Origin of the sequence: Fredinandcohnia quinoae (assembly GCF_022427965.1) — a bacterium.
Taxonomy (GTDB): Bacteria; Bacillota; Bacilli; order Bacillales; family Bacillaceae_L; genus Ferdinandcohnia; species Ferdinandcohnia quinoae.
This window is the reverse complement of record NZ_JAKTTI010000024.1, coordinates 1-23785: the sequence shown is the minus strand read 5'-3', so window position 1 is coordinate 23785 and position 23785 is coordinate 1. Positions and strand designations below refer to the sequence as shown.

The following is a 23785-nucleotide window of genomic DNA, read 5'->3' as shown; positions in this document are numbered from 1 at the left end:
AAATTGTACAAACTCAATCGATAAGGGAATGATCTATAAAATGTCGAATCGTGCGAATGAAATAAGAAAGCGCATTGCTAAAAGAAAGAGAGAAAGAAATTCAATTTCAACCTCTAATAGAAGAGATATGACCTCGTATTTAGTAAAGGATGAGGAGAAATTCGGAGGAAGCCCGTATCCAACGTATGAAGGTGGGGGTAGTGAAGGAGGACATCCATTATTTAAAAAGGAAGTATTTTTATTCAAAGTTCTTCTCTCGGTTATTTTAGTATTAGGAATTGGGATTATCTTTAAAAATCAGTCTCCAATGTTTGAAAAGGTACGAACCTTTGTCTCGAGCTCGATGAATCACGAGTTTCAATTTGCTGCTGTAACTACATGGTATGAGGAGAAATTTGGAAGTCCTTTAGCGATTTTACCTGCAAGTAAAGATAAGGGGCAAGAGGAAAAAGCAGTTACAGGTAAATACGTTGCACCAGCGTTCGGTAAAATCACAGAGAGTTTTGAAGTAAATGGGCAAGGAATTATGGTCGAAACGAATAGTAAAATTGTTGAAGCTATGAATGAAGGAAAAGTACTAGAAGTTGCAAATAAAGAGGAACTAGGAAAAACTGTTGTGATTCAGCATGCAGATGGTAGTGAAACATGGTACGGAAATTTGAAATCAATCGATGTAAAGTTGTATGATTTCGTACAAACTGGCCAGGAGCTAGGGAAGGTAATGGATGCTGGTGATGAAAGTGGGACATTTTATTTTGCGATTAAACAAGGGGAAAAATTTATCGATCCAATACAGGTGATTAAATTTGAGTAAATACTTTCAATTACTATTTAAGATTGAAATCCATCCATTGCTATGGCTTATTATTGGAATCGGAGTTATCACAGCGAATTTTAGGGAATTGTTAATGCTCTTTTTTATCATATTGGTCCATGAAATGGGACACGCAATTTGTGCCCATTTTTTTTCATGGAGAATAAAAAAAATAGCTCTGCTACCATTTGGTGGAGTTGCCGAAATGGATGAGCATGGCAATCGTCCGCTTCATGAAGAATTATTTGTCATACTAGCTGGACCGCTTCAGCATGTTTGGTTGGTAGGGATTTCTTATCTTTTATCCTTATTGTCCATCATATCTACAGATACATTTAATCTCTTCTTGTATCAAAATCTAGTTATATGTGGTTTTAATTTACTCCCAATTTGGCCATTAGACGGAGGTAAGTTGCTCTATTTATTTTTTTCGATAAGACATTCTTTCTTTGATGCACATAAAAGGATGTTAATTGCATCTATTTTTGGGGTATCCTTACTTATTACTTGGTTATTATTTTATAATCCAATTAATGTGAATTTATGGGTGATTATTTTATTTTTACTCTTTTCCTTATATATGGAATGGAGAAAGAGACATTTTGTTTTTATGAGATTTCTTTTAGAACGCTATTATGGCAGGCAAACAGAATTAACTAAATTAAAACCATTAGTGGTTGATGAAAATGATAAAGTCTATCATGTCCTTTCGATGTTCCAACGGGGATATAAGCATCCAATCGTAATAAAAAAGAATGGGACCAAACAAATGCCCCTTGATGAAAATGAATTATTGCATGCCTATTTTACTGAAAAAAATTTTTTTCAACCAGTTGGTGAACTACTATACTTGTATTGACGTTTAATAATGAGTTACATTGAATGGTATACAATAGAACGTCAAAGTGGGGATTAGGCTTGAAAAAAGTAATAATGAATGTAACAACAAGTGAAAAACGAATTGCTGTAATGGAAAATAATGAAGTGATTGAACTGCATCTACACCAGCCAATGCATGAGGATATTGTTGGTAATATATATAGTGGACGCGTGATTGATGTTCTTCCAGGGATGCAAGCTGCGTTTATTGATATTGGATTTGGGAAAAATGGTTTTATTCATCGGGATCAATTGCTTGAATATCAGCAGTCATCACTACCCGAAAAAGAAAAAAAGAGTATATCAAGCTTTGTCAGACAGGGTGAAGAAATCATTGTTCAGGTGACAAAAGAAGGCTCTGACCGAAAAGGACCAAGATTAACTGGAATTATTGAAATACCAGGTTCTTATCTTGTTTATGTACCAAATGGTGATTATGTAGCTGTTTCTCGTAAAATGAAACTAGAAGAAGAGAGAGAGCGCTGGCGGGAGATAGGTGAAACATATCGGCGATCCCGGGAAGGACTTATCATTCGAACAGTATGTGAAAAACAGGATGATCAAGTTATTTTAGAAGAACTGAAATATTTAAGGCAGAAATATGAAAGTATTTTGGCGAGACAAAAGCAGCAGAAACCACCAAGTATCCTCTATGAGGCAAATGATATTGTTGAGCGGATTTTTGCTGAACAATCGAATGAAAAATTAGTGGAAATTGTTGTCGATGACTCTTTAGTTTATAGACAAATAAAAGAAAGACTAGGCGAACATGAGGAGAGGGTTTCTCTTTTTGTAAATAAGGAAAATATTTTTTCTTTTTATGGAATTGATAATGAAATTGAAAAAGCATTAAAGCATATTGTCTGGTTGGATAATGGTGCTTATTTACTCATTGAGCAAACAGAAGCATTAACGGTGATAGATGTAAATACCGGGAAATTTCAAGGGAAAGAAAATTTACGAGATACAGTATTGCGGACTAATATACTGGCTGCAAAGGAAATTGCCTACCAGTTAAAGCTTAGGGATTTGAGTGGAATTGTCCTTGTTGACTTTATTGATATGAAGGATGAGGGTGATAAACAAAAAGTAATTCAGGCATTCAAAAGAGCCTCTACGAATGACAGAAATCGAATTAGAATTCTTGGATTTACAAAGCTTGGAATCCTCGAACTAACAAGGAAAAAGCTTCGGCAAAATATTTCTGAATTAGTACAAATGAATTGTCCAGTATGTAGTGGTACAGGAAGGGTTGGCTCTCCAGAGACAATTGCCTTTAAGTTAGAGCGAGAATTGTGGGAGTTACGTGGAATGGACCATGAAGCAGTCTGGATAGAAGCTACCAAGGATGTTAGTACAGTCTTTAAAGGTAAAAGTAATGAGCATACAGAAAGACTTGAAAAGACCCTTTTATTCAAAATACATATTACAGAGCTTGAGTCGCCTATTCCCTCTTATTTAGTAAGACATTTTGGAATGAATGCTGAAATTGTTGAAAGGATTCAGAGCATCAAAAAATAATAGTAAGGGCATGATTACAGGTAATGTAATATCCTGTTTTCGTGCCCTTTTACTGTTTTATAGTGCAGAACTAACCTCATTACTAATTTCCTTCTTGTTTGCAAGTTCTGGATGGGCTTTTTTTACGACAGATGGTCTTGCCAGGATTAGCACAATAATGATAAGGATTGTGGATGAACCAAGAAGAATCCATTGACCTGGTAAAATATCATATAAAAATCCAAATATCACCATTCCAAGTGGCATAAGGGCAATTGACATCGTTTCAAGGATTGAAAAGACGCGTCCTTTGTATTCTTCATCAATTTTCTTTTGCATCATTACCTGAATAGGGGTATTTACGATAATAACCATTGATCCAAAAGAAAACATTACGAATGCATAATATGCGAACATAACCCCGTATGGCATCGAAATAATTAACGGAACGCTGACTGACCCCAATATTATGCCCATCATTAGAATTCCACGTTTTGAAACGAGGAGCGGGAATTTTACCTCTTTGCGCATTGAAAAATAAATGGACATTCCCAACATACCAATTGCAAATGCTCCTTCAGTAAAGCCAAAATGTTCTGAGGACATTTTCAATTTTTCAATTAGAATATATGAATACCCAACCTCAAATGAGGCAAATAGAAAATTGATTAATAGCGAAATCCATATAATTGTCATGATCACTTCTTGCTTTTTTAAATAAACAAGACCTGCTTTCATACTTGCCCATATTGGTTCCTTACCATTTTCTTTATTTTGTTCTTCGTTTTTCTTCGAGAAAAGCTTAAAGTTCATCGTCGATTCAAGAATAACGGCTAGAACAGAGGCTAATATGAAGATGATAAGGAATACTGGCATTGATACTACCCCATATAGAAGTCCACCAACAGCTGGACTACCGATTGATGCAAAAGAAATTGACATTTGATTCAATGACATTGCCTTTTGTATTCTTTCCTCGTCAATTAGGCCTGTAATAGACGATGTAAATGTAACTGTTGAAAATGTCGATGCGATAGATAGTAGACATGTCGTAATATAGATAGCGATTAGTGATAATCCTGAAGTTAAGCTTACAAAAAGTAGTCCGCCAATTGCAAAAGTCGTACCTATCTGAGCACTAATGATAATAGTTTTACGAGAATAATTATCAGCTGCATAGCCTACAACAGGTGCAATCAATGCCCTTGGCAATAGATTGCAGATGAGATTCAATGCAAAGCTGGTTGCGGAACCTGTCAACTGAAGGATATAAAAGCTAATCCCAAATGCATATACCTGTGCTCCAAATGTAGAAATGAGTTTACTAATTGTAAATGTCCATAAATGATAGGTTGCTCTTTGTAGCTTAAGAGCTTGATCCATTGAAAACACTCCGTTTCATAAGGAAGTTTAATTTGATTAAACAAATCATAACACGATACTACTTCCCTCGCAAGGAAAAGTTTAATATAATTAAACTAATGGAGGCTATGGAAATGAATACGTTAGGTGAACGCATAAGAAAGCTAAGAAAAGAAAAAGGTTTGACATTAGAAGGACTCGCAGGTAAAGAGTTAACAAAGGGAATGTTAAGCCTTATTGAAAATAATAAGGCAAATCCATCAATGGAAAGCTTGACTTATATTGCAGGGAGGCTTGGTGTGGACGTTTCGAGTCTTTTAGAGGAGGTTAATTCTCAAGAATTAAGGGAAGTACTCAAAGAGGCGGAGAAACTTTTTAATACAGATTATACTGATTTGAGGGATGAACACAGGCAATTGATAAAATTAGTACAGCCTTATGTCCCAAAATTAACACAAGGATATGAATCAGCTCGTCTATTGGAAATGTATAGCGATTGTCTTTACTTTGAAAATTTGGATGGGTGGCAAGAGTTATCAGATCGTGCTGCGATTATTTATGAAAAATTAAATTTAAGTGGCAGACGTGCTGCGATTGGAATATTTCGTGCGATGGTGAAGTTCACAGAGCATGACTACGCTGAGTCTTTAAAAATATTTCTCAAGGAACGTGCCGAAATCGAATCAAACTATGTTTATATCGACCCTATGACAAGGGTTGACTTTGACTATAATGAAGCCATTTTGTATTTTGCTGTTGGTGATTATGATTCCGCATATACAGTCATGGAATCAGCCATTGATTATTCAATTGAAAATCGAATTTTTTACCGAATTGATGATTTGTATAGACTTGCCGCAGGATACGCGATGGTAGCTCGGGATGAAGAAAAAAGAATGTATTATTTGAACAAGTTAAAACTTTACATGGAATTTACAGGGGATACATTTTCAAAGCTGTCCTATGAAATCATGAACATCGAAAATCTTATTATGAACGACCGTAACTACGAAAAAGCTATAGAAATGATTGATCATCACCTTAGGACATTTGATACAAATGCTATAGAGAAATTCGGTACATGGTTTTTCCTCACAAAAGGGATTGCACTTTATAAATTGGGTCATATTGAGGATGCAGTTGAATGTCTAAATAAGGTGCATATCCCATCAGCTATCCATCATCCGATTGACCTGACAAGTTTTTATGTTGTCGATGCATATAAGGGACTTTGTTATCTTGAACTTGGAAGTTTAAAGAAGGCTTATGAAACAGCAGAGAATGCAGTCAATAAAATAAATTCATTACCGCCTAATCTATATACAGAATTTATTTACAACACCTATGAGAAAATTAAAAAGGTATTTGAGGTGGATGAATAGATCTTATCCGTTTTCTTATTGACATGACTAAACCGATGTGATAATATTTTCATGTTATGTTTGTAGCACCCATTGCTACAACCGCACAGAATAGGTACTAAGTTTTCGAAAGAAGCGCCTATATCCTGGCGAGTCTTAGTCCAATCTAATAGGAGGTGCAAGTATGTACGCAATTATTGAAACTGGTGGTAAACAAGTTAAAGTTGAAGAAGGCCAAGCAATCTATGTTGAGAAATTAGACGTAGAACAAGGTGGTACTGTTACATTTGACAAAGTTTTATTCGTAGGTGGAGACAATGTTAAAGTTGGAAGCCCTACAGTAGAAGGTGCAACTGTTACAGCTAAAGTTGAAAAACAAGGTCGCGCTAAAAAGATCATTGTTTTCAAATACAAGGCTAAAAAGAACTACCACAAAAAGCAAGGACACCGTCAACCTTATACTAAAGTTGTAATTGAGAAAATCAACGCATAAGGCTATTTGTAAATGATAAAAGTAACTATTAAACGGAATAGTGCTGGTAAAATCGATTCATTTACAATGAGTGGACATGCTGAGTTCGATGAACCAGGTAAAGATATCGTTTGTGCAGGTGCTTCGGCTATCGCATTTGGTACAATTAATTCAATCTATGTTCTATGTAAGGTAGAGCCTAGTTTGAATCAAGAGAAAAAAGGATTTCTTCACTGTCAAATTCCTCATCTTGAGGATGATGTGATAATGGAAAAAGTTCAACTTCTCCTTGAAGGTATGATTGTATCATTTCAAACGATTGAACTTGACTACGGACAGTATATTAAAATTAACTCATAAAAACTTCATCTTATAGGAGGTGGAACACATGTTTGTAAGATTAGACCTTCAATTCTTCGCTTCTAAAAAGGGAGTAGGTAGTACTAAAAACGGACGTGATTCTCAGTCAAAACGTTTAGGTGCTAAGCGTGCTGACGGTCAATTTGTATCTGGTGGTTCAATTTTATTCCGTCAACGCGGAACTAAAATTTATCCAGGTGTAAACGTTGGTCGTGGTGGTGACGATACACTATTCGCAAAAGTTGACGGAGTTGTTAAATTTGAGCGTTTAGGTCGTGACCGTAAACAAGTAAGTGTATACCCAGTTGCGCAAGAAGCGTAATTCCTTATAAAACTCTAACCAAGTGGTTAGAGTTTTATTTTTGACCCGAGATTGATGACATTAGGATGATTTTACTATATTGTGAAGGAATGTTAGTGTTATCTTCAAAGGTTTGATATAATTTTCACACAAGATTCTTTACTAGGGGAAATTGTTATGAGAAAAAACTGGAGTACTGTTGAAGTATTAAAGCATTCCCGGCATGATTGGTTAAATAAAATTCAGCTTATAAAAGGTAATCTTACAATGCAAAAAATAGATCGAGTTCATGCAATTATAGAAGAAATTGTGATAGATGCGCAAAATGAATCAAAATTAACAAATTTACAACTACCTTTATTTGCTGCCTTTATTTTGACTTATAATTGGGAATCACGAAAATGTAGAGTAGATTTCGAGGTTCTTAGTGAGAGTAGAGATTTATCAAATCATGATGAAGTAATTACGAATTGGTGTGAGCAATTCTTTACTTTTCTTGAAAGTACGATTGATCATTTTGGGGAGAACCACTTAACTATATCTATTGATTGTTCAAACCAGAATGCTCGTTTCTTTTTTGACTTTAGTGGAATAATAAATGATGCTAAAATGCTCAATGATTGGCTTAAAGAATCAAAAAATATGTTTGAGTCAATTCAAATCAAAGAGAACAAGGTACATAAAGAAGAAATGACGGTTTCGATTGAAATAACGTAATAATTACACAAGTGGTTTAATGACCGGAGGGAAATCATGTTTGTTGATCAAGTGAAAGTGTTTGTAAAGGGTGGAGACGGTGGAAATGGTATGGTCGCATATCGCCGTGAAAAATATGTTCCGATGGGTGGTCCTGCTGGAGGAGATGGAGGTAAAGGTGCTGATGTAGTCTTCCAGGTTGAAGAGGGCTTACGAACTTTAATGGATTTTCGATATCAACGACATTTCAAGGCAAAACGTGGAGAACATGGGATGTCCAAAAACCAGCACGGTAAAAATGCTGAAATCATGATTGTTAAAGTTCCACCTGGAACAGTAGTTACAGATGATGATACTGGTGAAGTTATTGCTGATTTAACGAAGCATGGTCAACAAGCCATTATTGCGAAAGGTGGCCGGGGTGGTAGAGGAAATAGTCGTTTTGCAACACCAGCTAACCCAGCACCAGAAATTGCTGAAAATGGTGAACCAGGACAAGAGAGATATGTTAATTTGGAATTAAAGGTATTAGCAGACGTAGGTCTTGTAGGTTTTCCGAGTGTAGGGAAATCAACACTATTATCCGTTGTTTCTGCTGCGAAGCCAAAAATTGCTGAATATCATTTTACTACAATTGTTCCAAACCTTGGCGTTGTTGAAACAGAAGATGGGCGCAGCTTTGTGATGGCAGATTTACCAGGCTTAATTGAAGGTGCACACGAAGGAATTGGCCTTGGACATCAATTTTTAAGACATATTGAGCGGACTAGGGTAATCGTTCATGTCATAGATATGTCAGCCATGGAAGGAAGAGATCCTTACGAGGATTATGTAACTATTAATGAAGAATTAAAAGAATATAATCTACGGTTAACAGAACGTCCACAACTTATTGTGGCGAATAAAATGGATATTCCTGGTTCGGAAGAAAATCTTGCAGTATTTAAAGAAAAATTACAGGAAGATGTTAGGATTTTTCCAATATCTGCAATAACGAGGAAAGGCCTTCGAGATTTATTATTTACGATTGCAGATCTTGTTGAAACAACTCCAGAATTCCCGTTAGAGGCAGAAGAAGAACAAACAACAACTCATCGGGTAATGTATCGTCATCAAAAAGAAGAAATTGACTTTATTATTTCGCGTGATAGTGATGGCTCCTTTGTAATCTCTGGGGATAAAGTAGAGAAGCTCTTCAAAATGACTGACATTACGAGAGATGAATCTATAAAAAGATTTTCCCGTCAGCTAAGGGGCATGGGAATCGACGATGCACTTCGTGAAAGAGGTGCAAAGCATGGTGATACAGTTCGATTACTTGAATTTGAATTCGAATTTATAGAATAGAGATAAAAAAGCAAAGGGAGGGAGATGCATTGGTTCATATAGACGGCAAATTCTACCTAGTTCGTGAGGATGTATTGCCAGAAGCAGTCCGTAAAACGTTAGATGCAAAGGAATTATTAGAAAGCGGGAAAGCTCATTCAATTGCCGATGCGACACAAAAGGTAGATTTAAGTAGAAGTGCCTACTATAAATACAAAGATTCTGTTTTTCCTTTTCATACGACAGTTAAGGAAAAAATAATTTCATTGTTTTTTCATTTAGAAGACCGTTCAGGTACTCTCTCCCAATTATTATCAGTTGTAGCAGGTTCAGGATGTAATGTATTAACGATTCACCAAACGATTCCACTACGGGGTAGAGCAAATGTAACCCTATCGCTAAATACCGCAGGGATAAAAGAAGAGGTTACAGATCTGCTTGCAAAATTACGACGACTCGAATTCGTTGATAAAGTAGAAATACTTGGAACTGGTGCATAGGGAGTGGGAATGGTTAAAATGGATATAAAAAAAATAGGATATTTAGGTCCACGTGCAACATTTACAGCTCAAGCAGTTACAACTCTTTTTCCAGAAAAAGAAAGTAAACCATTAGTAACAATTCCGGCATGCATTGATGCTGTAGTAAATGGAGAAGTAGATGTGGCGGTAGTACCGATTGAAAATACAATTGAAGGTTCAGTTAATCTCACAATTGATTATTTAATCCATGAACAACCGTTAAAAATTATTGGGGAAGTTATTATTCCAATTAGTCAGCATTTAATGGTACATCCATACCATTCCTCAAATTGGAAAGAAATTGAAGGGGTATATTCACACCCTCATGCAATTGCCCAATGCCATAAATTTTTATATGATGAATTTCAACATACTCATTTTGAATATACAACATCAACTGCAGCTGCTGCGAAATATATCAGTGAAAATCCGCATCAAAAATTTGCAGCAATTGCAAATGAGCTTGCTGCAAAGGAATATGGTTTATCCATTGTGAAGCGGGATATCCATGATTTTGAAAATAATCATACACGCTTTGTCGTTCTACATAAGAACTTTGTCGAACTTGATCATGTTGTAAAGGAAAGTAGTGGCAATAAGACTACGCTTATGATTACACTGCCATCTGATCGTGCTGGAGCACTTCACCAAGTATTATCGGCGTTTGCATGGCGTAAGCTTAATCTTTCAAAAATTGAATCAAGACCTATGAAAACTGGATTAGGAAATTATTTTTTCTTAATTGATATTGAACAAAGAATGGATGATGTCCTAATTCCTAGTACAATCGCTGAATTAGAAGCATTAGAATGTGGAGTTAAAGTACTAGGTAGTTATCCATATTTTCGTATATAATCCCAATACTATATGTATTGGGATTTTTATTTTTTTATTTTTTAAAAGCTTGGCAATCGTTCTCCCTATTCATAATTAAGCCGCCCATTGCATATGTTGTGATGAAGAATAGTGGCAATTTGCCTATTACCACATACTATGTAAAGACTTATGTATAGGAGGGGAAATCGCGTGAAAATCCATATCGTTCAAAAAGGCGATACTCTTTGGAATATTGCACAGAAGTATGGCGTAAACTTCGAAGAATTAAAGGGAATGAATACACAGTTAAGTAATCCAGAAATGCTAATGCCTGGAATGAAGATCAAAGTACCTACTGGGAATGTACATGTTAAGAAGGAAGCGCAGATTGGTGGGATGCAAAAAGAAACTCAAATTAATATAGCGCCAGTTAAAGAACAACAGATTGTTGAGCATCCATATTCTGATGTATCACCACAGCCACTTCCGGTAATGGAGGAAGAGGTAGAAGAGGAGGTTGCTGGAGTGGAGACAATGCCGTTTGTACCGCAAGTGCCACAAATGCCACAAATGCCACAAATGCCACAAATGCCGCAAATGCCGCAAATGCCGCAAATGCCACAGATGCCACAGATGCCACAGATGCCACAGTATCAGCCATTTGAAATTGATATTAACAATTATAATCTAATGAATATGTCTATGCCACAGATGCCAACACCACCAACAAATGTACTTCCTGGTATGATGGCTCCAGATGAAGATGTATTAGGTGAAGAGGAGGAATTACCACCAGGAATGCCGGCACAGATGCCACAACAAGCGCCACCCGCATTCCAACCAATGATGCCCATGGGTAACTACTGTGTACCTATTTCACCTGTAATGCCAGGTTCTGGTTTTCATAATTTCCCAGGAGTACAAGGTGGATTCCCTGGATATCCAGTACAAGGCTTTCAAAGGGTAGAAGAAAACGTTGCTGGAGCTCAAACGGAAGTGCCAACTATACCACAAATGCCACAGATGCAACAGTTTCCGCCATTTGAATTAGATATAAATAATTATAATTTGATGAATATGCAAATGTCAGGCATGCCTCAACCAACACCAAATGTATTACCGGAAGTAGATGATGTATTACCTACAAATATAGGCCCAATGCCGCAAATGCAACCAATGTATCCAATGCAACCTCCATTTATGGGAGATTGTATTCCATTTACACCAGTAATGCCGGGATCTGGTTTTAATGGATTTCCACCAGCAATGCCTTTTGCTGGTCAAATGCAACAAATGCCAGTTGCACCTCAATTTAGGGGAGTAGCACATCATTATAAAAAGAATGATTGTGGTTGTGGAGGCCCTCAGTTTAAACAAGGTGTATTTCCAGGTAATCAATTTGCACACCCGACTCCACCAGCGCAATTTCAACCACATAGCTACTATGGAGGATTCCAGCCAATCCCATTTGGTGTAAATCCAAATCAACCAATGCCATATAATCCATTTTCAATGCCAGATTTTGATAATGATTTAGATGATTGATAAAAAATAAACATGTAAGGGCGAATGAGGGATTCGTCCTTTTTATTATTTTATTTTAAAAATGTTTTCCGATATATAACAGATATAAAATTGCTGCAAAAAGCCAACCTAAACTTGAGCGACCATTAGATTGCTCAAATTGCACAGGGGGGTAATTGTATTGAGGAGAGCATTATATACAATTTCAACAGCGGCGATCATATTAGGGGGACTTACAGCTTGTAATAATAATGATCATGGTGCAATGGAAACAAAATCATATAACGACAATGCAAGACCAATTGGTTACTACTCGAATGAAGGTATGAATGACCGAACTGACAGAAATGGTAATGCATATAGAGTGGATGATAATGATGGACCTTTAACAGAGATTATGGATCGTACTGGCAATAACAATAATGATAATAGGATCTTTAATAATAATCGAAACAATAATGCAGGTATAATGAATGATCGGAACACTAATCGTGTTCGAAACGATGGTAATGACGCAGATCTAAATTATCATGGTCATTTAAATGATAATAATGCAAGGGTGAGATCAGCTGGTTATTACAATAACTATGATGGAAAGCTTGCTAAGAAAATAGCCAACAGAGCATCTAAAGTAGCAAATGTTGATGATGCTCGTGTACTTGTGACAAAAGATAATATTATCGTTGCTGTTGATACTTCGGACAATAATGATAACAATGTGAAAAATGATGTTCGTAAGGCCGTACAATCTCTTGCTAACGGGAAAAATATCAATATCATAACAGACGAAGGTACTTTTACACGTGTACGTGATATTGATAATAATATCCGGAACGGAAATACAAGAGATACAATTGATACGGATATTAAAAATCTTTTAGACAACATCGGGGATACTCTAAGTCGTCCATTTAATAATAATCGATAAGCCATTAGCCAGTCCTTATAAAGGGCTGGTTTCTTTACGAATAACAATTTTATTTATGGCTACACTATTATTGTATAAAAATATGGCAACTATTAGTAAGAGGTGATGCCAAATGAAAATGATAGTTAAAATCTTTGTCTGTGTTGTTATATTTTTAATTCTACCGAGTTTTTTAGTAAATGGAATAGGGCTAAGCGAGATACAGGAAGATCCACATGGTATAGAGGGCCCTCTGGAGATAACTGTTATTCTTGAGCGTGTGTATGTTGATGGTGAGGTAAGTGAAGAACTTGTCAAGGAAACTATTACATCGATGGATGATTTTTGGTTGGAATATGAAGACTGGCAGCTTGTTCATCAAGATGAAGAGCAAATTGTTTTTCAACAAAGAATTGATGATATTTCCCCTTTGTTAAAATCAAATGGCTATTTCGGTATTACAGAAGATGGAATTTTAACTATTTTTAATGGGAAACCAAATAAATCTAAAAATAAGGTGATTCAATCTTTTTTTCAAATTGATGTAGGAAAACTTGAAAGCTATCAGCATAAATTATTGAAAAAAGGTATAAAAGTTGGAACGAAGGACGAATATATAAATGTTATCGAAACGTATAAAACATTCACATCCTCACCGTGAGATTAAAGAGAGACTAGCGAAAGCAGTCTCTCTTTTCCATGCCTTTTTTTTTAGTATATGATAAAATGAGGTACAGCAATTAAGAGGAGAGAAGACGATTGATAGAGTTTATAAGGGGTCATATTGAATATGTAAATCCTGAGTATATAGTAATTGAAAATAACGGAATTGGCTATAAGATATTCACGCCCAATCCATATCTTTTTAAAATAAATAAAGAGAGTAGAGAGGTAATTCATACATATCAATATGTTCGCGAAGATATACTCGCATTATACGGCTTTAAAACGAGAGAAGAACGAGCATTATTTGTCAAACTTCTTAATGTCTCTGGAATTGGTCCAAAAGGAGGCTTAGCAATATTAGCCGCTGGAGAACCGGGACAGGTTATCCGGGCAATTGAAGAAGAAGATGAAAAATTCCTTGTGAAATTCCCAGGTGTCGGTAAAAAGACTGCCCGACAAATGATCTTAGATTTGAAAGGAAAGTTACAGGAACTTCTCCCGGGCGCGAGTCTTGACCTTTTCTCAGAGGATCATGAAATAAATATAACTGGTGATATTGTTTATAATGAACTGGATGAAGCGATAGAGGCATTGAAAGTGTTAGGTTATGCAGAAAGGGAGATTAACAAAATAATCCCTGATTTAAGAAAGGAAAAATTAAGGACAGACCAATATATAAAACGAGCATTACAGAAGCTATTAAAATAGGGGGGATGCTTGAATGGAGGAAAGACTCGTTTCTAGTGCAACAAATATTGAAGAGTCAACAATCGAGCAAAGCCTAAGACCACAAACACTTTCACAATACATTGGCCAAGACAAAGTGAAGTCAAACTTATCGATTTTTATTGAAGCCGCAAAGATGAGACAAGAAACACTCGATCATGTATTATTATATGGGCCACCCGGTTTGGGTAAAACAACACTTGCTACTATAATTGCAAATGAAATGGGTGTGAATATTCGTACTACCTCCGGCCCTGCAATAGAAAGACCTGGAGATTTGGCTGCAATTTTAACTGCGCTTGAGCCTGGAGATGTCCTTTTTATTGATGAAATTCATCGATTACAGCGTTCAATAGAAGAAGTGCTCTACCCTGCAATGGAAGATTTTTGTCTGGATATTGTAATTGGTAAGGGGGCAGGTGCACGATCTGTACGCCTGGATTTACCTCCATTTACACTTGTTGGTGCAACAACAAGGGCAGGTGCTTTATCAGCGCCGTTACGTGATCGGTTTGGTGTATTAAGTCGACTAGAATATTATAATGAAATCCAACTTGAAAATATTGTAGAGAGAACTGCTGAGCTATTGGATGTCGAAATTGAAGATAAAGCAGCATTTGAGATTGCTAGACGATCCCGTGGGACTCCTCGAATTGCTAATCGTTTATTAAGACGGGTAAGGGATTATGCCCAAGTACGTGGAAATGGAATTATCACCGAGTCACTTGCACATGATGCCTTGGAATTACTGCAGGTTGACCGTTTAGGACTTGACCATATTGACCATAAATTACTTAGAGGGATTATTGAAAAATTTCGTGGTGGCCCAGTTGGCCTTGAGACAATTGCAGCTACAATTGGTGAAGAGTCTCACACAATTGAGGATGTATACGAACCATACTTACTGCAAATTGGCTTTTTACAAAGAACTCCACGTGGTAGAATTGTAACAGATTTAGTATATAAGCATTTCCATATGGAAATTCCAAGGGAGTAGGTTGGGAAGATGGGGAAAATGCTAATGGTTACGGGAATCATTTTATTAATAATCGGCGCATTATGGCATTTTGTCGGGAAGCTACCTGGTGATATTGTTTTTAAAAAGGGAAACACGACAATCTATTTCCCAATTGTAACATCAATTGTTATTAGCATCATATTATCACTCATTTTTTATATAATAGGTCGCTTTAAATGAGTTAGATAGAGAAAAAGGTGAAAAAGATGAGAGTAGATTTATTTGATTTTAATTTACCAGAGGAATTAATTGCACAAACTCCATTAGAAAATCGCGAGGCATCTCGATTAATGGTCGTGGACAAAAAATCTGGGGAGATCTCGCATTCTAATTTTAGATCAATCCTTTCGTATTTAAAAAAAGGGGATTGTTTAGTACTGAATGATACTAGAGTGTTACCAGCTAGACTTTATGGTGTGAAAGAGGAAACCGGAGCAAAAGTCGAGGTATTACTTTTAAAACAAGAGGAAGAAGATATATGGGAAACTCTCGTTAAACCAGCAAAAAGGGTAAAAGAAGGTACTGTTCTATCTTTCGGTGACGGGCGATTAAAGGCAATTTGTACATCTGAGAGTGAACATGGTGGTCGTCATTTTAAATTTCAATATGATGGTATATTTTATGAAATCTTAGATGCTTTAGGTGAGATGCCTCTACCCCCATATATACGGGAACAACTTGATGATCAAGAGAGATATCAAACCGTATATGCAAAGCATCGCGGTTCAGCTGCAGCACCAACTGCAGGGTTACATTTTACCGAACAGCTTTTACAAGATATTGCTGGAAAAGGTGTCCATATTGCGTTTATTACATTGCATGTTGGTTTAGGAACATTTCGTCCAGTTAGTGCTGATTCAATTGATGAACATGAAATGCATTCAGAGTTTTATCAAATGTCTGCACCCACAGCCAAACTCTTAAATGAAGTAAAGGAAAATGGTGGAAAGATTATTTCTGTTGGGACAACCTCTACAAGAACACTAGAAACAATTGTGAAGAAACATGATGGTATATTTGCTGAATCTAGTGGATGGACAAATATATTCATTTATCCAGGATATGAGTATGGAGCAATTGACGGGTTGGTAACCAATTTCCACTTGCCGAAATCAACGTTAGTTATGCTAGTTAGTGCCCTTGCAGGGCGAGACAATATTCTTCATGCATATGAAGAAGCGGTAAAGGAGCGATATCGTTTCTTCAGCTTCGGGGATGCAATGCTAATCTTATAAAGGATTGTTATATGATCGACATTGCAAACAAATGCACGTTAAGTTTGAAAGGAGATTTACTTTTGACAGCAATTAGATATGAATTTATTAAGACATGTAAGCAAACAGGTGCGAGATTAGGAAGGGTTCATACACCACATGGATCGTTCGACACGCCTGCCTTCATGCCAGTTGGTACATTAGCGACAGTTAAGACGATGGCACCAGAGGAAGTGAAGGAAATGGGTGCTGGTATTATTCTAAGTAATACATACCACCTTTGGCTCAGACCTGGTCATGAAATCATCAAAGAAGCGGGTGGCCTCCACAAATTTATGAACTGGGATCGGGCAATCTTAACTGATTCAGGTGGATTCCAAGTATTCAGTCTCAGTCAATTCCGTGAAATAAAAGAAGAAGGTGTACATTTCCGCAACCATTTAAATGGAGATAAGCTTTTCTTGTCACCTGAAAAAGCAATGGAAATTCAAAATGCGCTTGGTTCGGATATTATGATGGCATTTGATGAATGCCCGCCATATCCAGCTGAATATGATTATATGAAAAAGTCGGTTGAACGAACAAGCCGTTGGGCTGAGAGATGCTTACAGGCACATTCTAGACCAAATGATCAAGGGTTGTTCGGAATTGTCCAAGGTGGTGAATATGAAGAACTTCGTAAGCAAAGTGCAAGAGACTTAGTTTCAATGGACTTCCCTGGCTATGCAGTTGGTGGACTTTCAGTTGGAGAACCGAAGGACATTATGAACAAGGTGCTAGAATTTACGACACCACTCCTTCCTACGAACAAACCGAGATACTTAATGGGTGTTGGATCCCCAGATTCATTAATTGACGGTGCAATTCGTGGAATTGATATGTTCGATTGTGTGCTTCCAACTCGAATTGCCCGAAATGGAACACTGATGACGAGTGAAGGGCGCTTGGTTGTGAAAAATGCAGAATACGCTCGTGATTTCAGGCCAATTGATGAGAATTGTGACTGCTATACTTGTAAAAATTATAGTCGTGCCTATATTCGTCATTTAATTAAAACAAGCGAAACATTCGGAATAAGACTTACTACTTATCATAATCTGCATTTTCTGTTAAAATTAATGGAGCAGGTCAGACAAGCGATTAGTGAAGATCGACTTGGTGACTTCCGCCAAGAATTTTTTGAGCGATACGGTTTTAACAAACCAAACGCAAAAAACTTCTAAATATAAATTGATTGAAATGAAATAACGAGGAAAGAGGTGAAATGAATGGAATTATTAGGAACAATTGGCCCATTAATACTTATGTTTGCTATTTTTTATTTCCTGTTGATTCGTCCACAGCAGAAGCGTCAGAAGGCTACTGTACAAATGCAAGCTGGATTATCAAAAGGCGATAAAGTAGTAACTGTTGGTGGTCTTCACGGTATTGTAGACTCACTTGATGAGAACAAGGTTGTAATTAAAGCAGGTGACTCTCGTCTTACATACGATAGACAAGCTGTACGTGAAGTACGTAATGATTAAGGTAATGAAAAAAGAGCGTTTAATAAACGCTCTTTTATAAATTAAGCCTCTCTCCTTGACGGTGTTGACATATTCACTCCGAATATTCCACCAATGATTGCGATAGCCAAGAAACCTAAATGATACATCGCTTGTTCTGCAGTAAAAGTTGCATCATATCCTAAATATTGAATGAGGAAGACGATCACCGAATATAATAGCCCTGTTCCTCCTCCAATCAACCAACCTTTTTCCTTCCCTTTTCCACCAGAAACGAAACCACCTATAAATAAGGCAATAAACGAAGACGCTAGAATAACCCATGATAATGAAGATTCTTGTACTGATGTGAATTTTAATAGTAATGAAAAAAGCAGACTAAATAGGATAACAATAATAAAAATTGCTATCACCCCATAAAAAATTGCAACCCCCATTTTTCTCACGATAGTTCCTCCTTCTTAATTGTTCCATTCACCCTTAGTACGAGCATATTCATGTCCAATTAATTTTAGAATCGTAATTGGAAAAAGATTCGAATTATGTTTTGCTTGGAATTGTCTAAAATAATAGGTAGCAGATCGAATCATCTATGTATTATTACTGTGAGGAGGCTGTTGTATTGGACATATACATAATCATGATAGGGAGAACTGTTTTTCTCTATATATTAATATTAGTCATATTTCGTGTAATGGGAAAAAGAGAAATAGGAGAGTTAAGTTTACTTGATTTGGTTGTATTTATGATGATTGCTGAGATGGCAGTAATCGGTATTGAAGATACGAAGGATCCTTTACTTCATACTGTTATACCGATGGCAATACTAATGGTGATTCAATATTGCTTAGCAATAGTCTCTCTTAAAAGCCAAAAATTTAGAGAAATTGTCGATGGTCGCCCTACTGTTATTATCAATAATGGGAAGATTGATGAGGAAGCAATGAAGCAACAACGGTATAATTTTGATGATCTACTGATGCAGCTCCGTGAAAAAAGTATTAAAAATGTTGCAGATGTTGAGTTTGCAATTTTAGAATCCTCTGGAAAATTATCTGTCTTAGAAAAAAGCGATAATCAATCAATAAAAGATTCCGAACCGTCAATTGATTTACCATTAATACTTGATGGCTCTATCCAAGAACATCACTTAGATCAAATAAATAAAACGAAGTTTTGGCTTGAGCAAAAACTTGAAAAACTTGGGTATCATGATATAAAAAAAATATCCTATTGCAGTTATCATAATGGGAAGTTCCATATTGACCTCAAAGATACTAGATAAAAAGGTAACCACTATAATTGTGGTTACCTTTTGGTTGGTAGAAAGAAAGAAAGTATAGGACCAATCACTGGTATCTTATTAATTTCTTCTTTTTTTATAAGATTAAACAAAATTAAGAGCACACAATAAACAAGTGTAGTTAATCCGATGGATACGATTGTTTTTAAGGCAAGATGTGCTTCGAACATGAAGTTTGAATAGAAATAATGACCAACAAATCCAGATATAATCATTGTAACAAAGCTCTTTACATAGTCTTTTACATAAAAGCTATAGGAAATGGCCTTAATAATTGTTGAAAAATGGAGCATGGTTACTAAAACCATACCAATAACGATTCCGAGTGCAGCTCCCATTATCCCAAGCGAAGGTCTTGTAGCCAATAAGAAAATAACTGCCGTTTTAATGAATGCTCCAATAAAACTGTTGATCATCGCGGCTTTTGCTAAATCAAGTGCTTGTAACGTCGCTTGAAGTGGGCCTTGAAAATAATAAAAGATAAAAAACGGAGCCATTACTTTTACATAAATGGCTGAATTACTATTTCCGTACATTAATTGCATGAGTGGTGTTGCGAAAATATATAAGATGACAATCGAAATACCTCCAGCGACAAGTGATAAACGTAATGCTTGCTGTAATCGGTGTTCGATTAACAATGTTTGCCTTTTTGCTGCAGCTTCACTTATTGCAGGAACAAGTGAAGTTGAAAGTGAAAACGTGATAAAAGAGGGAAGCATAAGTAGTGGCATCGCAAAGCCTGTTAACTCCCCGTATTGTCGTGTCGCAATTTGGGTTGCGACTCCGGCAATAAGTAAGCTGTTAGCGACGACAATTGGTTCGAAAAACCAACTAATCGAACCAATTAGGCGGCTCCCCGTTGTTGGTAATGCAATCCTCATCAAATCATGATAGGTTTGCTTTCCAGATTTAGCAGCTTTGAAAAAGTTTCTTCGTACTTTAATATGTTTGTTCATTTTAAACATATACAACATATAGAGTAGTGACATTAGTTCACCAACTACAGCAGAAAGCATAGCACCGGCAGCTGCATATTCAATTCCATAAGGAAGAAAAGCTTTTGTAAAAACAGCAACTAATGTGATACGGACTACTTGCTCAATAACCTGTGAAATGGCAGCAGGTTTCATATTTTGTCTGCCTTGAAAATAACCTCGCAGCACCGATGACAACGCAACGATTGGTACAATAGGAGAGATGGCTAGCAATGGATAATATGTCCTTGAATCTGTTAATAATGTTTCAGATAAGATCGGTGCAAGGAATATCATCGCAGGTGTAAATAAAATCGATAGAACACCTGTTGTTGCAAGAGAAACAACTAAGATTTTTTTAATCCTTCTTTTGTCCCCTTTTGCTTCAGCTTCTGCAACTAGCTTAGAAATTGCAACAGGCAAGCCCAATTGGGTAATTGTAATTGTGAGAGCCATTGTAGGAACTGCCATCATGTATAAGCCTACTCCCTCTTCACCAATTAACCTAGCAACGACAATTCTATTAATAAAACCTAAAATCCTAGTAATAAAACCTGCTACGATTAAGATTAAGGTTCCTTTTAAAAATGTTTGCTTCGACATCTGAGTTCCCTACCTTCTCAAAAAAGGTGATATCATTTACAATTAACTATATGCAAGATAGGTGGCCAAGCATGACAAGTATTACATAGCCGTAATTAATTTTGGGATGTCTAATCGAAAATAGATTATGATTCATTAGAAGGGGAGAGTACATTGGATAATCAAGACGTTCATATTCATGAGAAATATCGTGAAACAGTTGGACCTGCGTTAAAAAGTAAATTAGAAGAATTTATCCTATATGGATATGATCAGGTGAAGGAAGATGAAATTTGGGAATATCTCAAAAAAAAGACTTGGAAACGGGTTCAAGACGAAAAAATGCTGTACCAAATTGTGAATGACATTTTAGCCGTAAAAATTGGAGATTATATGAATTATGCAACTGTTGAAGCTTTTAAATCCCCAAGTTGGTTTGATGAGGAAGGGAAGGAAGTATTGGAAAAATTATTGTAAGCATAGTTGCTTATACTATTTCAAATTGACATGTATAAATCAATGTTTCATAATTGGTTTATTGAGTGTTGATAGTTTTATTGATAGGTTTTTTCAGCTAGAAAAAGGAGGATATACATATTTATGGTTAAAAGAGGCCGCATTGTTGCGTTTTTCTTAGTACTACTTCTAATCGCAAGTGTAATGGGAGTTACAACTAAGGATATTGTTAAGGATATTAAACTTGGGCTCGACCTTCAAGGTGGATTTGAAGTCCTATATGAGGTACTACCTGCTAAAAAAGGCGATGTTATTGATAAAGATGCATTAGTAAGCACGGTTAATGCATTAAATAAACGTGTCAATGTCTTGGGTGTTAGTGAACCTAATATTCAAATTGAAGGAAAGGATCGAATTCGCGTTCAACTAGCCGGTGTTACGGATCAGGAAAAAGTCCGCGAAATTTTATCAACTCAAGCAAAATTAACCTTTAGAGATGTGGATGATAATATTGTCCTAGATGGGTCTAGATTGGCACAAGGTGGTGCCAACCAATCCTTTGATGAAGCAGGTCGACCAAGTGTTTCATTAACTGTAAAAGATTCTGATGACTTGAAAAATGCAACCCAAACTGTACTCAATAAGGGTGCTGGCCGTAACCTTATGGTTATTTGGTTAGACTTTGAAGAAGGTAAAGATTCATATAAAGCAGAGGCTGCTAAGGCACAAGCCGGTGAGAACCCGAAATATCTTTCTGCTGCTACAGTTGACCAAGTATTCAATCGGAAGTCAGTATCCATTACTGGAGGAAATTTTACTGTTGAATCTGCTAATGAATTAGCATCACTTCTAAATGCTGGTTCATTACCAGTTGATTTGAAAGAGACATATTCAACATCTGTTGGTGCAAAATTTGGTGAACAAGCACTACAAAAGACAATCTTTGCTGGTTTTGTTGGGATTGGAATTATATTTTTATTCATGCTTGTCTTCTACCGTTTCCCTGGTATGATAGCAGTTGTTACATTAAGTACTTTTATTTATTTAACATTACTCATTTTTGATTGGATGAATGCAGTATTGACTCTGCCAGGAATAGCGGCACTTATCCTCGGGGTCGGAATGGCTGTAGATGCCAATATTATAACGTACGAACGGATTAAAGAAGAACTCAAATCAGGAAAATCCATTTTATCTGCATATAAATCAGGTAATAAGAACTCATTTTGGACAATTTTTGATGCAAATATCACAACATTATTAGCTGCTGGAGTATTGTTTGTCTTTGGTACAAGCTCTGTTAGAGGGTTTGCAGTAATGTTAATTGTCAGTATTCTGTTAAGCTTTTTAACAGCAGTCTATGGAAGTCGTTTATTATTAGGTTTATGGGTGAATAGTCGATTTCTAAATAAAAAGCCAGGATATTTTGGTGTTAAGGAAAGTGAAATACGAAATCTAGCTGACGCGGATGAGGAAGGATATATACCTACTAAATTCGATAAGTTTGATTTTGTAAAACACCATAAGAAGTTTTTCATTGCATCTTCTATTATGATTATTATTGGTATAGGAGTATTAGCGACATTTAGATTAAATCTAGGTATCGATTTTGCATCTGGGACTCGTGTTGAGATTCTTGCAAATGAGGCTTTAACAAAAGAGGAAATGACCGATGAATTTAAAAAATTGAATTTAAAACCTGATGAGGTGGTTATCTCAGGTAATGAAAGTGAAATTGGTGTTGCTAGATTTATTGGTGAGTTCAATCAAGATCAAATTCATAAGGTGAAAAACCACTTTAAAGATCTTTATGGTTCTGATCCTAATGTTAGTACAGTTTCACCTACGGTAGGGAAGGAATTAGCACGTAATGCATTGTATGCTTCTCTAATTGCTTCAATAGGGATCATTATTTACGTGGCAATACGTTTTGAGTGGATAATGGGGGTTGCGGCAGTAGTCGCTCTTATTCATGATGCATTCTTTATCATTGCACTATTCAGTGTAACTCGTCTTGAAGTTGATTTAACCTTTATCGCTGCAATTTTAACGATAATAGGTTATTCGATAAATGATACAATTGTTACATTTGATAGGATGAGAGAACTTTATAAGAAGAAGAAAAAGATTAAGACATATGAGGACCTTGCGAAAATTGTTAATATGGCACTAAGACAAACACTTACACGTTCAATTAATACTGTTCTTACAGTTATTATTACTGTAGTCGCATTATTGATTTTTGGAAGTGAATCAATCTTTAATTTCTCATTTGGTCTTTTAGTAGGATTGATTGCTGGTATGTATTCATCCATCTTTATCGCAGCACAGCTATGGTTAGTATGGAAGCATAAGCAGTTAACAAGAAAAAGAGAAGCAAAATCTCAACCAGAACCACAAATTTAAGAATAAAAAGTCGTGGAAGTAACTTTCACGACTTTTTACTTTGTGCGCCCTGCATGGGCGAATACTCGGTGGTGAAAGTCCACTACAGGCTTG

The 23785-nt window shown here is 36.3% G+C and carries 26 protein-coding genes and 1 other annotated feature; of the genes, 23 read left to right on the top strand and 3 right to left on the bottom strand.

The window, feature by feature from the left end; all coding sequences use genetic code 11:
* Nucleotides 1-40 precede the first annotated feature (40 nt).
* Genes MJG50_RS14565 through MJG50_RS14555 form a run of 3 tightly spaced genes read left to right on the top strand, consistent with a single transcriptional unit; the run spans nucleotide 41 to nucleotide 3214 of the window.
* Nucleotides 41-814, top strand: coding sequence for a M23 family metallopeptidase (locus MJG50_RS14565; protein ID WP_240256520.1), 774 nt, complete (start codon nucleotides 41-43; stop codon nucleotides 812-814).
* The gene (locus MJG50_RS14560) at nucleotides 807-1673 is read left to right on the top strand and encodes a M50 family metallopeptidase (protein ID WP_240256475.1); all 867 of its coding nucleotides are present in this window, start codon (nucleotides 807-809) and stop codon (nucleotides 1671-1673) included. Before MJG50_RS14565 ends, MJG50_RS14560 begins: the two co-directional genes overlap by 8 nt.
* Nucleotides 1674-1732: 59 nt before the next feature.
* Nucleotides 1733-3214, top strand: coding sequence for an Rne/Rng family ribonuclease (locus MJG50_RS14555; RefSeq protein WP_240256474.1), 1482 nt, complete (start codon nucleotides 1733-1735; stop codon nucleotides 3212-3214).
* 57 nt (nucleotides 3215-3271) lie between these two features.
* Here MJG50_RS14555 and MJG50_RS14550 read toward each other — a convergent pair whose 3' ends face one another.
* Entirely contained in the window at nucleotides 3272-4576 is a 1305-nt protein-coding gene (locus tag MJG50_RS14550; RefSeq protein ID WP_240256473.1) for an MFS transporter, read from the bottom strand.
* Between the two features lie 113 nt (nucleotides 4577-4689).
* Between MJG50_RS14550 and MJG50_RS14545 the strand changes: the two genes are divergently transcribed.
* The 17 genes from MJG50_RS14545 (at nucleotide 4690) to yajC (ending at nucleotide 17989) form a co-directional block, all read left to right on the top strand.
* Nucleotides 4690-5937: a helix-turn-helix domain-containing protein gene (locus MJG50_RS14545; RefSeq protein ID WP_240256472.1), complete on the top strand. Its 1248-nt coding sequence runs from the start codon at nucleotides 4690-4692 to the stop codon at nucleotides 5935-5937.
* Between the two features lie 69 nt (nucleotides 5938-6006).
* Nucleotides 6007-6083, top strand: a sequence feature (ribosomal protein L21 leader region).
* Nucleotides 6084-6100: 17 nt separating this feature from the next.
* Complete coding sequence (rplU, locus tag MJG50_RS14540) at nucleotides 6101-6409, top strand: 50S ribosomal protein L21 (protein WP_240256471.1); 309 nt, start codon at nucleotides 6101-6103, stop codon at nucleotides 6407-6409.
* A gap of 12 nt (nucleotides 6410-6421) precedes the next feature.
* Entirely contained in the window at nucleotides 6422-6748 is a 327-nt protein-coding gene (locus MJG50_RS14535; protein WP_240256470.1) for a ribosomal-processing cysteine protease Prp, read from the top strand.
* A 28-nt stretch (nucleotides 6749-6776) separates the two neighbouring features.
* Nucleotides 6777-7070, top strand: a complete 294-nt coding sequence (gene rpmA / locus MJG50_RS14530) for a 50S ribosomal protein L27 (RefSeq protein ID WP_240256469.1) — start codon at nucleotides 6777-6779, stop codon at nucleotides 7068-7070.
* Between the two features lie 156 nt (nucleotides 7071-7226).
* On the top strand, nucleotides 7227-7766 hold the full coding sequence (locus MJG50_RS14525) for a sporulation initiation phosphotransferase B (RefSeq protein WP_240256468.1): 540 nt from the start codon (nucleotides 7227-7229) through the stop codon (nucleotides 7764-7766).
* Between the two features lie 36 nt (nucleotides 7767-7802).
* Nucleotides 7803-9092 carry a GTPase ObgE gene (gene obgE, locus MJG50_RS14520; protein WP_240256467.1) on the top strand — a complete coding sequence of 430 codons (1290 nt, stop codon included), beginning with the start codon at nucleotides 7803-7805 and terminating at the stop codon, nucleotides 9090-9092.
* A 38-nt stretch (nucleotides 9093-9130) separates the two neighbouring features.
* Nucleotides 9131-9571, top strand: a complete 441-nt coding sequence (locus MJG50_RS14515; RefSeq protein WP_240256519.1) for an ACT domain-containing protein — start codon at nucleotides 9131-9133, stop codon at nucleotides 9569-9571.
* 18 nt (nucleotides 9572-9589) lie between these two features.
* Nucleotides 9590-10447 (top strand): prephenate dehydratase, encoded by an 858-nt coding sequence (gene pheA / locus MJG50_RS14510; protein WP_240256466.1) that lies wholly within the window; start codon nucleotides 9590-9592, stop codon nucleotides 10445-10447.
* A 171-nt stretch (nucleotides 10448-10618) separates the two neighbouring features.
* Nucleotides 10619-11953 (top strand): SafA/ExsA family spore coat assembly protein, encoded by a 1335-nt coding sequence (safA, locus tag MJG50_RS14505; RefSeq protein WP_240256465.1) that lies wholly within the window; start codon nucleotides 10619-10621, stop codon nucleotides 11951-11953.
* A gap of 160 nt (nucleotides 11954-12113) precedes the next feature.
* Complete coding sequence (locus MJG50_RS14500) at nucleotides 12114-12860, top strand: YhcN/YlaJ family sporulation lipoprotein (RefSeq protein WP_240256464.1); 747 nt, start codon at nucleotides 12114-12116, stop codon at nucleotides 12858-12860.
* A gap of 112 nt (nucleotides 12861-12972) precedes the next feature.
* The gene (locus MJG50_RS14495; protein ID WP_240256463.1) at nucleotides 12973-13500 is read left to right on the top strand and encodes an intercompartmental signaling factor BofC; all 528 of its coding nucleotides are present in this window, start codon (nucleotides 12973-12975) and stop codon (nucleotides 13498-13500) included.
* A 98-nt stretch (nucleotides 13501-13598) separates the two neighbouring features.
* Nucleotides 13599-14213 carry a Holliday junction branch migration protein RuvA gene (ruvA, locus tag MJG50_RS14490; protein ID WP_240256462.1) on the top strand — a complete coding sequence of 205 codons (615 nt, stop codon included), beginning with the start codon at nucleotides 13599-13601 and terminating at the stop codon, nucleotides 14211-14213.
* A 13-nt stretch (nucleotides 14214-14226) separates the two neighbouring features.
* The gene (ruvB, locus tag MJG50_RS14485; protein ID WP_240256461.1) at nucleotides 14227-15228 is read left to right on the top strand and encodes a Holliday junction branch migration DNA helicase RuvB; all 1002 of its coding nucleotides are present in this window, start codon (nucleotides 14227-14229) and stop codon (nucleotides 15226-15228) included.
* A 9-nt stretch (nucleotides 15229-15237) separates the two neighbouring features.
* Nucleotides 15238-15429 (top strand): DUF2905 domain-containing protein, encoded by a 192-nt coding sequence (locus tag MJG50_RS14480; protein WP_240256460.1) that lies wholly within the window; start codon nucleotides 15238-15240, stop codon nucleotides 15427-15429.
* 26 nt (nucleotides 15430-15455) lie between these two features.
* Entirely contained in the window at nucleotides 15456-16484 is a 1029-nt protein-coding gene (gene queA, locus MJG50_RS14475; RefSeq protein ID WP_240256459.1) for a tRNA preQ1(34) S-adenosylmethionine ribosyltransferase-isomerase QueA, read from the top strand.
* Nucleotides 16485-16495: 11 nt separating this feature from the next.
* Entirely contained in the window at nucleotides 16496-17686 is a 1191-nt protein-coding gene (tgt, locus tag MJG50_RS14470; RefSeq protein ID WP_240256458.1) for a tRNA guanosine(34) transglycosylase Tgt, read from the top strand.
* 45 nt (nucleotides 17687-17731) lie between these two features.
* A complete protein-coding gene (yajC, locus tag MJG50_RS14465) occupies nucleotides 17732-17989 on the top strand; it encodes a preprotein translocase subunit YajC (protein WP_240256457.1) in 258 nt (85 codons plus the stop codon).
* A 41-nt stretch (nucleotides 17990-18030) separates the two neighbouring features.
* Here the strand turns inward: yajC and MJG50_RS14460 are convergent, their stop codons facing one another.
* Nucleotides 18031-18405, bottom strand: coding sequence for a TIGR04086 family membrane protein (locus tag MJG50_RS14460; protein ID WP_240256518.1), 375 nt, complete (start codon nucleotides 18403-18405; stop codon nucleotides 18031-18033).
* Nucleotides 18406-18560: 155 nt separating this feature from the next.
* Here MJG50_RS14460 and MJG50_RS14455 point away from each other — a divergent pair, with 155 nt between their 5' ends.
* Nucleotides 18561-19253, top strand: a complete 693-nt coding sequence (locus MJG50_RS14455; RefSeq protein ID WP_431307294.1) for a DUF421 domain-containing protein — start codon at nucleotides 18561-18563, stop codon at nucleotides 19251-19253.
* Between the two features lie 23 nt (nucleotides 19254-19276).
* Here the strand turns inward: MJG50_RS14455 and spoVB are convergent, their stop codons facing one another.
* Nucleotides 19277-20851 (bottom strand): stage V sporulation protein B, encoded by a 1575-nt coding sequence (gene spoVB / locus MJG50_RS14450; protein WP_240256455.1) that lies wholly within the window; start codon nucleotides 20849-20851, stop codon nucleotides 19277-19279.
* A 153-nt stretch (nucleotides 20852-21004) separates the two neighbouring features.
* Between spoVB and MJG50_RS14445 the strand changes: the two genes are divergently transcribed.
* Together MJG50_RS14445 and secDF are read left to right on the top strand one after the other, a co-directional pair.
* The gene (locus MJG50_RS14445; RefSeq protein WP_240256454.1) at nucleotides 21005-21307 is read left to right on the top strand and encodes a post-transcriptional regulator; all 303 of its coding nucleotides are present in this window, start codon (nucleotides 21005-21007) and stop codon (nucleotides 21305-21307) included.
* 123 nt (nucleotides 21308-21430) lie between these two features.
* On the top strand, nucleotides 21431-23692 hold the full coding sequence (secDF, locus tag MJG50_RS14440; protein ID WP_240256453.1) for a protein translocase subunit SecDF: 2262 nt from the start codon (nucleotides 21431-21433) through the stop codon (nucleotides 23690-23692).
* The last annotated feature ends 93 nt before the right edge of the window (nucleotides 23693-23785 follow it).

Bases quoted from the DNA above. Each gene is read 5' to 3' on its own strand.
- pheA (WP_240256466.1), top strand. From the start codon at position 9,590: ATGGATATAAAAAAAATAGGATATTTAGGTCCACGTGCAACATTTACA.
- spoVB (WP_240256455.1), bottom strand. From the start codon at position 20,851: ATGTCGAAGCAAACATTTTTAAAAGGAACCTTAATCTTAATCGTAGCA.
- rplU (WP_240256471.1), top strand. From the start codon at position 6,101: ATGTACGCAATTATTGAAACTGGTGGTAAACAAGTTAAAGTTGAAGAA.
- queA (WP_240256459.1), top strand. From the start codon at position 15,456: ATGAGAGTAGATTTATTTGATTTTAATTTACCAGAGGAATTAATTGCA.
- rpmA (WP_240256469.1), top strand. From the start codon at position 6,777: ATGTTTGTAAGATTAGACCTTCAATTCTTCGCTTCTAAAAAGGGAGTA.
- MJG50_RS14495 (WP_240256463.1), top strand. From the start codon at position 12,973: ATGAAAATGATAGTTAAAATCTTTGTCTGTGTTGTTATATTTTTAATT.
- MJG50_RS14565 (WP_240256520.1), top strand. From the start codon at position 41: ATGTCGAATCGTGCGAATGAAATAAGAAAGCGCATTGCTAAAAGAAAG.
- MJG50_RS14550 (WP_240256473.1), bottom strand. From the start codon at position 4,576: ATGGATCAAGCTCTTAAGCTACAAAGAGCAACCTATCATTTATGGACA.
- obgE (WP_240256467.1), top strand. From the start codon at position 7,803: ATGTTTGTTGATCAAGTGAAAGTGTTTGTAAAGGGTGGAGACGGTGGA.
- MJG50_RS14480 (WP_240256460.1), top strand. From the start codon at position 15,238: ATGGGGAAAATGCTAATGGTTACGGGAATCATTTTATTAATAATCGGC.
- tgt (WP_240256458.1), top strand. From the start codon at position 16,496: ATGATCGACATTGCAAACAAATGCACGTTAAGTTTGAAAGGAGATTTA.
- ruvB (WP_240256461.1), top strand. From the start codon at position 14,227: ATGGAGGAAAGACTCGTTTCTAGTGCAACAAATATTGAAGAGTCAACA.
- MJG50_RS14455 (WP_431307294.1), top strand. From the start codon at position 18,561: ATGTATTATTACTGTGAGGAGGCTGTTGTATTGGACATATACATAATC.
- MJG50_RS14545 (WP_240256472.1), top strand. From the start codon at position 4,690: ATGAATACGTTAGGTGAACGCATAAGAAAGCTAAGAAAAGAAAAAGGT.
- MJG50_RS14525 (WP_240256468.1), top strand. From the start codon at position 7,227: ATGAGAAAAAACTGGAGTACTGTTGAAGTATTAAAGCATTCCCGGCAT.
- MJG50_RS14460 (WP_240256518.1), bottom strand. From the start codon at position 18,405: ATGGGGGTTGCAATTTTTTATGGGGTGATAGCAATTTTTATTATTGTT.
- secDF (WP_240256453.1), top strand. From the start codon at position 21,431: ATGGTTAAAAGAGGCCGCATTGTTGCGTTTTTCTTAGTACTACTTCTA.
- MJG50_RS14535 (WP_240256470.1), top strand. From the start codon at position 6,422: ATGATAAAAGTAACTATTAAACGGAATAGTGCTGGTAAAATCGATTCA.
- yajC (WP_240256457.1), top strand. From the start codon at position 17,732: ATGGAATTATTAGGAACAATTGGCCCATTAATACTTATGTTTGCTATT.